Origin of the sequence: Piscinibacter sp., assembly GCF_050175855.1 — a bacterium.
GTDB lineage: Bacteria > Pseudomonadota > Gammaproteobacteria > Burkholderiales > Burkholderiaceae_C > Piscinibacter.
In genome coordinates this window covers 1-10,407 of sequence record NZ_JBFXIO010000169.1, presented here as the reverse complement: position 1 = coordinate 10,407, position 10,407 = coordinate 1, and the positions used below count along the sequence as shown (strand labels likewise).

14 protein-coding genes and 1 pseudogene are annotated in these 10,407 nt (G+C 69.9%); 9 read left to right on the top strand and 6 right to left on the bottom strand.

The window, feature by feature from the left end:
• The 6 genes from AB7U92_RS14000 to flgA form a co-directional block, all read right to left on the bottom strand.
• Positions 1 to 213: LysR family transcriptional regulator (locus AB7U92_RS14000; RefSeq protein WP_428577802.1), on the bottom strand; the 213-nt coding region annotated here is incomplete at its 3' end.
• Positions 214 to 244: 31 nt separating this feature from the next.
• On the bottom strand, positions 245 to 943 hold the full coding sequence (locus AB7U92_RS13995; RefSeq protein ID WP_428577800.1) for a plastocyanin: 699 nt from the start codon (positions 941 to 943) through the stop codon (positions 245 to 247).
• 90 nt (positions 944 to 1,033) lie between these two features.
• Complete coding sequence (dinB, locus tag AB7U92_RS13990; RefSeq protein WP_428577797.1) at positions 1,034 to 2,272, bottom strand: DNA polymerase IV; 1,239 nt, start codon at positions 2,270 to 2,272, stop codon at positions 1,034 to 1,036.
• Positions 2,273 to 2,327: 55 nt separating this feature from the next.
• The gene (locus AB7U92_RS13985) at positions 2,328 to 2,717 is read right to left on the bottom strand and encodes a hypothetical protein (protein ID WP_428577794.1); all 390 of its coding nucleotides are present in this window, start codon (positions 2,715 to 2,717) and stop codon (positions 2,328 to 2,330) included.
• 7 nt (positions 2,718 to 2,724) lie between these two features.
• A complete protein-coding gene (gene flgM, locus AB7U92_RS13980; RefSeq protein WP_428303527.1) occupies positions 2,725 to 3,036 on the bottom strand; it encodes a flagellar biosynthesis anti-sigma factor FlgM in 312 nt (103 codons plus the stop codon).
• 121 nt (positions 3,037 to 3,157) lie between these two features.
• Positions 3,158 to 3,871 (bottom strand): flagellar basal body P-ring formation chaperone FlgA, encoded by a 714-nt coding sequence (flgA, locus tag AB7U92_RS13975; protein ID WP_428577791.1) that lies wholly within the window; start codon positions 3,869 to 3,871, stop codon positions 3,158 to 3,160.
• A gap of 130 nt (positions 3,872 to 4,001) precedes the next feature.
• On the opposite strand from flgA, the gene flgB reads away from it, so the two are divergent.
• The 9 genes and pseudogenes from flgB to AB7U92_RS13930 all read left to right on the top strand — a co-directional run.
• On the top strand, positions 4,002 to 4,406 hold the full coding sequence (flgB, locus tag AB7U92_RS13970) for a flagellar basal body rod protein FlgB (RefSeq protein WP_428309064.1): 405 nt from the start codon (positions 4,002 to 4,004) through the stop codon (positions 4,404 to 4,406).
• A gap of 17 nt (positions 4,407 to 4,423) precedes the next feature.
• Positions 4,424 to 4,828, top strand: a complete 405-nt coding sequence (flgC, locus tag AB7U92_RS13965; RefSeq protein ID WP_428309065.1) for a flagellar basal body rod protein FlgC — start codon at positions 4,424 to 4,426, stop codon at positions 4,826 to 4,828.
• 23 nt (positions 4,829 to 4,851) lie between these two features.
• Positions 4,852 to 5,490, top strand: a complete 639-nt coding sequence (locus tag AB7U92_RS13960) for a flagellar hook assembly protein FlgD (RefSeq protein ID WP_428577787.1) — start codon at positions 4,852 to 4,854, stop codon at positions 5,488 to 5,490.
• A gap of 25 nt (positions 5,491 to 5,515) precedes the next feature.
• Positions 5,516 to 6,781 carry a flagellar hook protein FlgE gene (flgE, locus tag AB7U92_RS13955; protein ID WP_428577784.1) on the top strand — a complete coding sequence of 422 codons (1,266 nt, stop codon included), beginning with the start codon at positions 5,516 to 5,518 and terminating at the stop codon, positions 6,779 to 6,781.
• A gap of 23 nt (positions 6,782 to 6,804) precedes the next feature.
• Positions 6,805 to 7,530: a flagellar basal-body rod protein FlgF gene (gene flgF, locus AB7U92_RS13950; RefSeq protein ID WP_428577781.1), complete on the top strand. Its 726-nt coding sequence runs from the start codon at positions 6,805 to 6,807 to the stop codon at positions 7,528 to 7,530.
• 32 nt (positions 7,531 to 7,562) lie between these two features.
• A complete protein-coding gene (gene flgG / locus AB7U92_RS13945; protein ID WP_428577778.1) occupies positions 7,563 to 8,345 on the top strand; it encodes a flagellar basal-body rod protein FlgG in 783 nt (260 codons plus the stop codon).
• A complete protein-coding gene (locus AB7U92_RS13940) occupies positions 8,345 to 9,025 on the top strand; it encodes a flagellar basal body L-ring protein FlgH (protein ID WP_428577776.1) in 681 nt (226 codons plus the stop codon). The genes flgG and AB7U92_RS13940 overlap by 1 nt, the downstream gene beginning before the upstream one ends.
• Positions 9,026 to 9,044: 19 nt before the next feature.
• On the top strand, positions 9,045 to 10,220 hold the full coding sequence (locus AB7U92_RS13935) for a flagellar basal body P-ring protein FlgI (RefSeq protein WP_428577773.1): 1,176 nt from the start codon (positions 9,045 to 9,047) through the stop codon (positions 10,218 to 10,220).
• Positions 10,220 to 10,407 (top strand): annotated as a pseudogene (locus AB7U92_RS13930) (flagellar assembly peptidoglycan hydrolase FlgJ); the annotation flags it as partial. The gene AB7U92_RS13935 and the pseudogene AB7U92_RS13930, both read left to right, overlap by 1 nt.

Sequence of the window (10,407 nt, the reverse complement as noted above, 5' to 3'; positions counted from 1 at the left end):
CTTGCCGGTGGCCGTCAGCGCCAGCGCCTTCGGACCGCGCGTGAACAGGGGCGTGCCCAGCAGTTCCTCCAGCGCGGCGATGCGCTTGCCCACCGCGCTGGCGGTGACGTCGAGTTCGTCGGCGGCGCGCTCGAAGCTGCCCAGCCGTGCCGCCGCCTCGAAGGCACGCAGGCCGTCGATGGAAGGAAAGCGGACATCGGGCGAAGTGGCCATGGCGGCATTGTCGCCAAGGCCGGGGGGCGAATCAGTTCCGCCGGTGCCGCGGCGCGAAGTTGAGCTGGCCGCTGACCGCGACGGGCGACGCGCCCGACTCGGCGCGCAGCGGGGCCTGCTCCTGCAGCTGGTCGGGATGCCACAGCGTCAGCTGGACCAGTCCGTCCGGCACGGCCTCGATGCGCGCCACGCCGGTGGCGTCGGTCTTGCCGAACCAGGGCGTGGGGCTCACGTACACCTGGCCGCGCATCGACGAATGCAGGTGGCAGCCCAGCGCGATCGGGCCGGGCTGCTCGACCTTCACGTCCGCCTGCGTCATGCCGCTCTTCTTGCGCGGCGTGGCGTGTGGGTTCTGGTAGTCGTCCTCGGCCTGGCGGGCGGCGCCTGCGGCCGCGTCCAGGCGCAGCTCGAAGTTCTGGGCCGGCGACACGGCGCCCAGCGGTCCGCTGGGCTGCGAACGCACGTGGTGGTCGTAGCCGTCACGGTTGACGAAGCGCAGCGTGCTGCCGGCCGGCACGACGGTCAGGAAGGGCTGGAACTTCAGCCCCTGCTGCACGATGGTGGCCGTCACCGGCGCGGCGGTGACGGCTGGACGGATCGGCATGTCGACCAGCACCACCACGTCGGGCGCCGGTCTGCCATCCTTGTCGTTCACGGTGACGGTCAGCGTGCCGGCCTGCGCGGCCAGGGCCGACGTGGCCAGCCCGAGACAGATCAGGCTTCTCTTCATGCAGCGCCCTCCAGGCGAGTCGGGGGTGGCAGGAGCGGCAGCGCTGCCCTTGCCGGAGCTGCATTGTGCGCTGGGGCGGCGCCGCCACGTTCAGTGGGGATCGGCCTGGGCGAACAGCGGCAGTTCGTACAGCGGCGGCGATTCCTCGACCTTCGGCGGCGCATCGGGCAGCGGCGCGACCGGCGCCACCAGGTCGCTCAGCCTGGCCAGCGTGCCGGCGCGCACGCCGAGCAGGCGCAGCCGGCGCGTCAGGTCGATGCGCTTGAGACACTCGCCGGCGGCGCGGCGGATGGTGCGTGCGTCCATGGTGTGGGCACTCAGGGTGAGGTCGCGCGTGACCGACTTGAAGTCGTCGAAGCGCAACTTGATGCCGATGGTCTTGCTGGCGTAGCCCTTGCGGGCCAGGTCGCCGGCGAGCTCGACGCACAGGTCGGTGAAGATCGCCGACAGCGTGGCGCGGTCGCGCACGGCATGCAGGTCGCGCTCGAAGGTGGTTTCGCGGCTGATCGACACCGGCTCGCTGTAGGTCACCACCTCGCGATCATCCCGCCCGTGAGCGACCTCGTGCAGCCAGCGCCCGTAGTTGGCGCCGAAGTGCTGCACCAGGAAAGCCGGGTCGGCCGCGGCGATGTCGCCCACGGTGTGCAGGCCGAGCCCGGCGAGCTTCTCGCTGGCCTTCGGGCCGATGCCGTTGACCTTGCGCGCGGCCAGCGGCCAGATGCGCGCCGGGATGTCCTCGAAGCCGAGCAGCGTCAGCCCGTCGGGCTTGTCGAGCTCGGAGCACAGCTTGGACAGCAGCTTGTTCGGTGTGATGCCGATCGAGCAGGTGAGGCCGGTGGCGGTGAACACTGCTTCCTTCAGCCGCCGGCCCACGGCGAGCCCGGCGTCGTCGAGCGCACCGGGCACCTCGGTCAGGTCGATGTAGATCTCGTCGATGCCGCGGTCCTCGACTCTCGGCGCAATCTCGCGCACCGCCGCCTTGAACAGCCGCGAGTAGCGGCGGTACTCGTCGAAGTCGACGGGCAGCAGGATGGCGTCGGGCGCGAGCTGGGCCGCCTTCATCGTGCCCATGGCCGAGAACACGCCCAGCGCGCGCGCCTCGTAGGTGCTGGTGGTGATGACGCCGCGGCCGGTGTAGTCGCGCAGCCGCGCGAAACGGCGCGTGCGGTCGGGCAGGGTCTCGGGCTGGTGGCGACGGCCACCGCCGATCACCACCGGCAGCCCGCGCAGCTCCGGATAGCGCAGCAGTTCGACGGACGCGTAGAACGCATCCATGTCGAGGTGGGCGATCAGGCGACGATGGGGCGACGCTTCGCCCAGGCTGTACATGCATACAGCATAGCCAGCGAACCCTCCGGCGGCAAGCGCCGGCCGGGCAGGGGAGTCAGGCCTGGATGGCGCCGCCGCGCAGGCCGCGGTCGGCGCTGCCTTGCGGCGAGTAGACGCTGGCCGCGTCGCGCGGCATCAGCACGTCCATGGCGCGGTCGAGCGCGGCGGTGGCGCGCGACAGCGATTCGCGCTGCGCCGCCACCAGGCCGCTGGTGCGGGCCAGGCGCTGGCGCAGGGCAGGGGAGACCGGCCCGCGCTTGGCGGCCAGCGCGAACAGGTCGACGGCACGGGTCAGCGCCCGGTGCAGTTCTCCGGCCTGCTGCTCGATGGCGTCGGCGTCGTTGGCGAGCAGGGCCTCGCCCAGCGCGCCCAGGCGCTCGTCGACGGCGGTCAGTGCCGCGTCGAGGCGGGTGTCGGGCTGGGCGTTCGGGCCGTTGTCGGTCATGCGGCGCTCAGCGCTGCACCTTGCCCAGCAGTTCCTGGGCGTTGGCGATCAGCTTGTCGGCGATCAGTTCGGCGTTGACCTGATAGGTGCCGTTGGCGATCGCCTGGGAGATGCGGTCGACCTTCTCGGCGTCGAAATCGGCGCTGCTCGGGTTGGCCATCAGGTTGGCCGCGCTGGAGAGCTCGACCTTCGCGCTCGGATCGGCGGCCGCGCCGGCGACGCCGGCCTGGCGTGCCGTCTCCGCCGCACCCTTGGCGGGCGTGGCGGCGTTCTCGGTCGCGACGACGTTGCGTTTGTCTGCAGGGTTGCCGATCTTCATGGTGTTCTCCCGATGGAGGAGCCGGGGCGTTCCGCGGCTTGCATGTCCGGGTTATCGGAGACGCCGGGCGTGACTTTAGGCTCTTTTCGCAGCCCTCCCTCGTTCATGGGGGTGAAGCCCGTCACGGATTCACCTCCACCAGACGCTCGCCGACGGCTTCGGCCGTCAGGATGCGCCCACTTTCGGTACGAATGCGCACTGGCTGGCCTTCGACGCCAGCCGTCAGTGCCTGGCCAGCGCCTGCCACGCGGAAGCCGGGGCCCTGGGCCACCACCTGCACCGTCTCGCCGGCGGCGAACCACTGGCGCGCCTTCAGATGGTTCTGGCGCAGGCTGCGGCCAGCGGACACGGGCCGCTCCAGCGTGCGGCCGACGGCCTGCTCGGGCGAAACCAGGGCGGCCGCGCTGTCTTCGGCCAGATCCACTTCTTCTTGAGCCAGGTCAGCCTCGGCGATGACCGTGCCGGCGGGCAGGGCGCGGCTGGCGACCAGGGCCTTCGCGTACACCTTCACCGTCACCGGCAGGAAGACGTTCCAGCGCGTCGGCCCGCTCGCGCAGCGCAGGCCGATGCGCGTGCGGCCCCACAGCCGCGCGTTGGCCGGCAGGTAGGGCTGGATCTCGTTGCAGGGGGCGAGCTTCAGGCGCGGGTCGAGCGAGCCGACCTCCACCTCCACCCGCGTGCCGTTGGCAGCCAGCAGCGAGGTGCTGGCGAACTGGCGGGCCTGCTGCTGCAGCCCCGACTCGACCGCCCGCGCGGGCGCGGCCAGAACGCCAGCGGCCCACGCCAGCAGCGTGAGGATCAGCCAGGAACGGCAGGTCAAAGCCCAGGAGTGCATGTGATCACTGTAGGGCGGGGCCGTCCAGCCCAAGGGCGCGAAATGGCGCGGGAACACGGCGCTTATCCGGCTCATGTCCGCCACCCGGCTGAACAGAATCCTCACACAAGCCCTTACAGGACGAGCCACCATGCTGAACCGCCTCACCGCATCGCTGGATTTCCACGGCCAGGCGCTCACCCTGCGCTCGGAGCGGCAGCGCCTGCTGGCCAGCAACATCGCCAACGCCGACACGCCGGGCTACGTCGCCCGCGACATGGACTTCGCCGCCGCGTTGCGCCAGGCCACCGGCCAGGGCAACGTCGCCTCGACGCTGGCCACCTCGACCGCCGGCCACATCGCCGCGGCCACCGGCGCGCGCGCCGAGCCCAACCTGCTCTATTCGAGCGCGAGCCAGACCAACCTCGACCGCAACAGCGTCGACATGGACCGCGAGCGCGCCGCCATCGCCGACAACAGCGTGAAGTACGAAGCCACGCTGCGCTTCATCAACGGCAACGTGCGCACGATGCTCGACGCCATCAAGGGCCAATGAGGCCGTAGGAGCCGACCATGTCGATGTTCAACATCTTCAACGTCTCGGGCAGCGCCGCCAGCGCGCAGAGCCAGCGCCTGAACGTGGTGGCGAGCAACCTCGCCAACGCCGACACCGTGGCCGGCCCGGACGGCCAGGCCTACAAGGCGCGGCAGGTGGTGTTCCAGACCGAGCTGATGGGCTCGGTGGGCGCTGCCGGCGTGCGCGTCAGCACGATCCAAGAAGACCAGACCCAGGGCCGGCGCGTGCACGACCCCAAGCACCCGGGCGCCGACGCCGAGGGCTACGTCACCTACAGCAACGTCAACCCGGTGGAGGAGATGGTCAACATGATCTCCGCCTCGCGTTCGTACCAGAACAACGTCGAGGTGATGAATACCGCCAAGAGCCTGCTGCTGAAGACGCTGCAGATGGGCCAGTGACCGCGCCCCGCTGAAAGCAACCCATGGCCGTCTCTTCGATATCGAACACCGCCGCGACCGACCTGGCCGCGCAGGCTGGCTCCACGGCCGGCGCGTCCGACCGCTTCCTCAAGCTGCTGGTCGCGCAGATGCAGAACCAGGATCCGCTCAACCCGATGGACAACGCCCAGGTCACCAGCCAGATGGCGCAGATCCAGACGGTGACCGGCATCGAGAAGCTCAATGGCACCGTGGCCGGCCTGACCAGCCAGTTCGTGCAGATGCAGGCGCTGCAGGGCGCCAGCCTGGTCGGCCGCGACGTCATCGTGCCGGGCAACCAGCTCGACATCCGCGAGGGCGTGGGCCAGGGCGGCTTCGAGCTGAGCTCGGCCGCCGATGCGGTGAAGGTCGAGATCCTCTCGCCGTCGGGCCAGGTGGTGCACACCATGCAGCTCGGCGCGCAGAGCGCCGGCATGCACAGCTTCGATTGGGACGCCGGCACCGCCACCAACGACAGCGGGCTGCGCTTCCGAGTCACCTCCACGCTCGGCGGCAGCACCACCAGCGCGACGCCGCTGATGCGCGACACCGTCGACGCCGTCAGCACCACCGGCACCGGCTTCAGCCTCGAGCTCGCCCGATCGGGCAGCGTGGGCTACGCCGACGTCAAGGCATTCAACTGATCACCGCTCTCAGCGAGGACACCCCATGAGCTTCCAGCAAGGCCTCTCCGGACTCAACGCCACCAGCAAGAACCTGGAGGTGATCGGCAACAACATCGCCAACTCCAACACCTACGGCTTCAAGGCCTCGCGGGCCGAGTTCGCCGACATGTACGCCACCTCGATGAGCGGCACCGGCACCAACAACATCGGCATCGGCGTCAACCTCGCCGCGGTGGCCCAGCAGTTCACGCAGGGCAACATCGTCACCACCGAGAACCCGATGGACCTGTCGCTCAACGGCGCGGGCTTCTTCCAGGTGACCGACGGCAAGAGCCCGGTCACCTACACGCGCAACGGCCAGTTCAAGGTCGACCGCGAGGGCTTCGTCGTCAACAACCAGGGCGACAAGCTGATGGGTTACCCGGCCGACGGCAACGGCATCATCCAGCCCGGCACCGCCGGCCCGCTGCGCATGCCCACCGCCGGCATCGACCCGGCCGCCACCTCGACGATCACGCTCGAGATGAACCTCGATTCGCGCGCCGCCACCACGCTGCCGGCCGCAGGCCCGCAGATCGTGCTGAGTGACCCGCGCACCTACAACAACGCCACCTCGCTGACCGTCTACGACGACAAGGGCCAGGACGTGGCGCTGACCTACTACTTTCAGAAGGCGGCCACCGACACCTGGAACGTCTACGTGACGGCCAACGGCGCGCCGATCAGCACCGACGCCTCGGGCAACCCGCTGGCCTCGACGACGATCAACTTCCCGCCCAACGGCGGCACGCCGACCGCGCCGGTGGGCACGGTGACGCTGAACATCCCGGCCTCGACCAACGGCAACGGCGCGCAGACGCTGGCGATCCCGAACGTGCAGCTCGACCTGTCGGGCGCGACGCAGTACGGCTCCAACTTCGCCGTCACCGACCTGGTGCAGAACGGCTATGCGCCTGGCCAGCTGGTGGGCATCCAGTTCGAAGGCAACGGCATCGTCACGGCGCGCTATTCCAACGGCCAGTCCAAGCCGGCCGGCCAGGTGGAGATCGCCACCTTCCGCAACAACCAGGGCCTGCTGCCGATGGGCGGCAACGGCTGGCAGCGCAGCTTCGCCTCCGGCGACCCGGTGCTGGGCATTCCCGGCGACGGCAACCTCGGCACCATCCAGTCGGGTTCGCTGGAAGAGGCCAACGTCGACCTCACCGGCGAGCTGGTCAACATGATCACCGCGCAGCGCGTCTACCAGGCCAACGCCCAGACCATCAAGACGCAGGACCAGGTGCTGCAGACGCTGGTCAATCTGCGCTGAACGAACTGAGCTGAGGGATCGCCATGGACCGCCTCATCTACCTGAGCATGGCCGGCGCGAAAGCCAACATGCAGCGCCAGGACGTGCTCGCGAACAACCTCGCGAACGCCTCCACGCCCGGCTTCCGCGCCGAGCTGCATGCCTTCCGCGCGGTGCCGGTGCAGGGCAGCGGCGCGAGCACGCGGGTCTATGCGCTGGAGACCACGCCCGGCTACGACGCCAGCCCGGGCGTGATCGCCAACACCGGCCGGCCGCTGGACGTGGCGATGCGCGGCAACGCCTGGCTGGCGGTGCAGGGGCTGGATGGCACCGAGGCCTACACCCGCGGCGGCTCGCTCGAGGTCGGCCCCGACGGCACGCTGCTCACCCGCAACGGCCTGCAGGTCATGGGCGACGGCGGCCCGATCCAGGTGCCGGCCAACAGCGAGGTGAGCATCGCCGCCGACGGCACCGTCAGCGCGCGCGGCGCCAACGGCCGCAACACCGCGGTGGGCCGGCTCAAGCTGGTGACGCCCGAGGCGCCGCTGGCGCGCGGCGCCGATGGCCTGTTCCGCGCCGCCGATGGCGACCTGCCGGCCGACGCCACCGCGCGGCTGCAGGACGGTGCGCTGGAAGGCAGCAACGTCAGCCCGGTCGAGACCATGGTGGCGATGATCGCCGCGGCGCGGCAGTTCGAGGCGCAGATGCGCATGCTGCAGACCGCCGAGGGCAACGAGAAGGCGGCGGCTCAGCTGCTGTCGATGTCGTAAGCAGCGACGTCAGCAACGAAGGAGAACCGATCATGATGCGATCGCTGTGGACCTCGAAGACCGGCATGGAAGCGCAGCAGACGCAGCTCGATGCCATCTCGCACAACCTTGCCAACGCGGCGACCAACGGCTTCAAGAAGTCGCACGTCGTGTTCGAGGACCTGATGTACCAGAACATCCGCCAGGCCGGCGCCAACACCAGCGAGCAGACCACGCTGCCCACCGGGCTGCAGGTGGGCCTGGGCACGCGCGCGGTGGCCAACGTGCGCAGCTTCACGCAGGGCAACCTGCAGCAGAGCAGCAACCCGCTGGACATGGCGGTGCAGGGCAACGGCTTCTTCGAGATCCAGATGCCCGACGGCACGGTGGGCTACACCCGCGACGGCTCGTTCCAGGTCAACGCCCAGGGCCAGATGGTCACCAACAATGGCTACCTGCTCAACCCGGGGATCACGATTCCCGCCGAGGCGCAGAGCGTGACGGTGGGCAACGACGGCACGGTCAGCGTGGTGCTGCCGGGCAACCCGCAGCCGCAGGCGGTGGGGCAGATCCAGCTCGCCAGCTTCATCAACCCGGCCGGCCTGGAGCCCAAGGGCCAGAACCTGTTCGCCGAGACGGCCGCCTCGGGCGCGCCGCAGACCGGCGCGCCGGGCACCAACCAGCTCGGCTCGCTGCGCCAGGGCTTCGTCGAGACCAGCAACGTCAACGTGGTCGAGGAGCTGATCGGCATGATCCAGACGCAGCGCGCCTACGAGCTCAACTCGAAGGCCATCCAGACCTCCGACCAGATGCTGCAGAAGCTCGGACAGCTGTGATGAACACCCTGATCCGTACCGCGGCCGCGGCCGCTGCCGCCACGCTGCTCGCCGGCTGCCAGGTGCTCAACGCGCCGCCCAAGGTCGATGTCGCCGAGCCCACCACCGCGATGCCCGTGGCGCAACCGGCGCCGGCCGTGAACAACGGCGCGATCTTCCAGGCCTCGCAGTACCGGCCGCTGTTCGAGGACCACCGCGCGCGCCTGGTCGGCGATACGCTGACTGTGCAGATCGTCGAGAAGGTCTCGGCCAGCCAGAAGAGCACCAGCAGCATCGACAAGAGCGGCGACGTCAGTGCCGGCGTGACGGCGCTGCCGCTGATCAACCCGAACTCCTTCGGCCGCGCCAGTGCCGCCGGCACCTCGAGCAACACCTTCTCCGGCAAGGGCAGCACCGAGAACACCAACAACTTCTCGGGCACGATCACCGCCACGGTGACCGGCGTGCTGCCCAACGGCCACCTGCTGATCGCCGGCGAGAAGCAGATCGGCGTGAACCACAACGTCGACGTGCTGCGCTTCTCCGGCCAGGTCGACCCGCGCGCCATCCAGCCGGGCAACACCGTGCCCAGCGCGCAGATCGCCAACGTGCGCATCGAGCACCGCGGCCGCGGCGCCCAGGCCGAGGCGCAGGGAATTGGCTGGCTGGCCCGCTTCTTTTTGAACGTTCTGCCGATCTGAGCCCGCGAAGAATGGCGTCATGGACCATGACGCTTACTCCGGCCATTCCGCCCACCCGGACCGCATCGAACGACTGATCCGCACGCTGATCGCGCTGGCCGCCGTGCTGGCGAGTGCTGCCTTGTGGTGGCCGGCCAGCGCCCTCGCGGTGGGTGCCGCGCGCATCAAGGAGATCGCCTCGGTGCAGGGCGTGCGCAGCAACCCGCTGGTGGGCTACGGCATCGTCGTCGGCCTGGACGGCACCGGCGACCAGACCACCTCCACGCCCTTCACCGCGCAGAGCATCGCCGCGATGCTGCAGCAGATGGGCGTGACGGTGCCGGCCGGCGCCAGCATGCAGCTGAAGAACGTGGCGGCGGTGATGGTGACGGCGCAGCTGCCGCCCTTCGCCCAGCCGGGCCAGACGCTGGACGTGAACGTCTCGTCGCTGGGCAACGCCAAGAGCCTGCGCGGCGGCACGCTGATCGCCACACCGCTCAAGGGGGCCGACGGCCAGATCTACGCCCTGGCGCAGGGCAACCTGATCGTCGGCGGCGCCGGTGCCTCGGCAGCCGGCTCGAAGGTTCAGATCAACCACCTCAGTGCCGGCCGCGTGCCCGAAGGCGCCACCGTCGAGCGCGCCGTGCCGACGCCGCTGAACCAGGGCGAGCACATCCAGCTCGACCTGGCTGCCAGTGATTACGGCACCGCCCGCGAGGTGGCGCGCACCATCAACGCGAAGATGGGCGAGGGCGTGGCCCAGGCGCTCGACGGCCGCGCCGTGCGCGTGCGCATGCCGGCGTCGCCCGACGCACGCGTGGCCTTCCTCGCCGACATCGAGAACCTCCCCATCGAGCGCGCCGCCCCGGCCGCGCGCGTGGTCATCAATGCCCGTACCGGCTCGATCGTCGTCAACCAGGCGGTCACGCTCGCGCCCTGCGCGGTGGCCCATGGCAGCCTGTCGGTGACGATCAGCAGCACCCCGGTGGTGAGCCAGCCCAACCCGCTGGCGGGCGGAGAAACCGTGGCGCGCGAGAAGGCCGACATCACCATCAACCAGCAGCCCGGTTCGCTGATCCAGATGCCGGCCGGCACGCAGCTGGTGGACGTGGTCAAGGCGCTCAACTCGCTGGGCGCCACGCCGCAGGATCTGCTGGCCATTCTGCAGGCCATCAAGGCCGCGGGTGCGCTCAATGCCGAACTCGAGGTGATCTGATGGCGATCCAACCTTCGGCCCCGCTGGCCACCGACACCCGCTCGCTGGAGGCGCTGAAGTCCAGCGCCGGCAAGGACCCGAAGGCCGCCGTCAAGGAAGCCGCGAAGCAGTTCGAGGCGCTGTTCATGCAGCAGCTGATGAAGAGCATGCGCGACGCGTCGATGTCCAGCGGCATGCTCGACAACGA

What these genes read in the sequence shown, in the direction of transcription:
- AB7U92_RS13995 (WP_428577800.1), bottom strand. Translation starts at nt 943, where the DNA reads ATGAAGAGAAGCCTGATCTGTCTCGGGCTGGCCACGTCGGCCCTGGCC.
- dinB (WP_428577797.1), bottom strand. Translation starts at nt 2,272, where the DNA reads ATGTACAGCCTGGGCGAAGCGTCGCCCCATCGTCGCCTGATCGCCCAC.
- AB7U92_RS13985 (WP_428577794.1), bottom strand. Translation starts at nt 2,717, where the DNA reads ATGACCGACAACGGCCCGAACGCCCAGCCCGACACCCGCCTCGACGCG.
- flgM (WP_428303527.1), bottom strand. Translation starts at nt 3,036, where the DNA reads ATGAAGATCGGCAACCCTGCAGACAAACGCAACGTCGTCGCGACCGAG.
- flgA (WP_428577791.1), bottom strand. Translation starts at nt 3,871, where the DNA reads ATGCACTCCTGGGCTTTGACCTGCCGTTCCTGGCTGATCCTCACGCTG.
- flgB (WP_428309064.1), top strand. Translation starts at nt 4,002, where the DNA reads ATGCTGAACCGCCTCACCGCATCGCTGGATTTCCACGGCCAGGCGCTC.
- flgC (WP_428309065.1), top strand. Translation starts at nt 4,424, where the DNA reads ATGTCGATGTTCAACATCTTCAACGTCTCGGGCAGCGCCGCCAGCGCG.
- AB7U92_RS13960 (WP_428577787.1), top strand. Translation starts at nt 4,852, where the DNA reads ATGGCCGTCTCTTCGATATCGAACACCGCCGCGACCGACCTGGCCGCG.
- flgE (WP_428577784.1), top strand. Translation starts at nt 5,516, where the DNA reads ATGAGCTTCCAGCAAGGCCTCTCCGGACTCAACGCCACCAGCAAGAAC.
- flgF (WP_428577781.1), top strand. Translation starts at nt 6,805, where the DNA reads ATGGACCGCCTCATCTACCTGAGCATGGCCGGCGCGAAAGCCAACATG.
- flgG (WP_428577778.1), top strand. Translation starts at nt 7,563, where the DNA reads ATGATGCGATCGCTGTGGACCTCGAAGACCGGCATGGAAGCGCAGCAG.
- AB7U92_RS13940 (WP_428577776.1), top strand. Translation starts at nt 8,345, where the DNA reads ATGAACACCCTGATCCGTACCGCGGCCGCGGCCGCTGCCGCCACGCTG.
- AB7U92_RS13935 (WP_428577773.1), top strand. Translation starts at nt 9,045, where the DNA reads ATGGACCATGACGCTTACTCCGGCCATTCCGCCCACCCGGACCGCATC.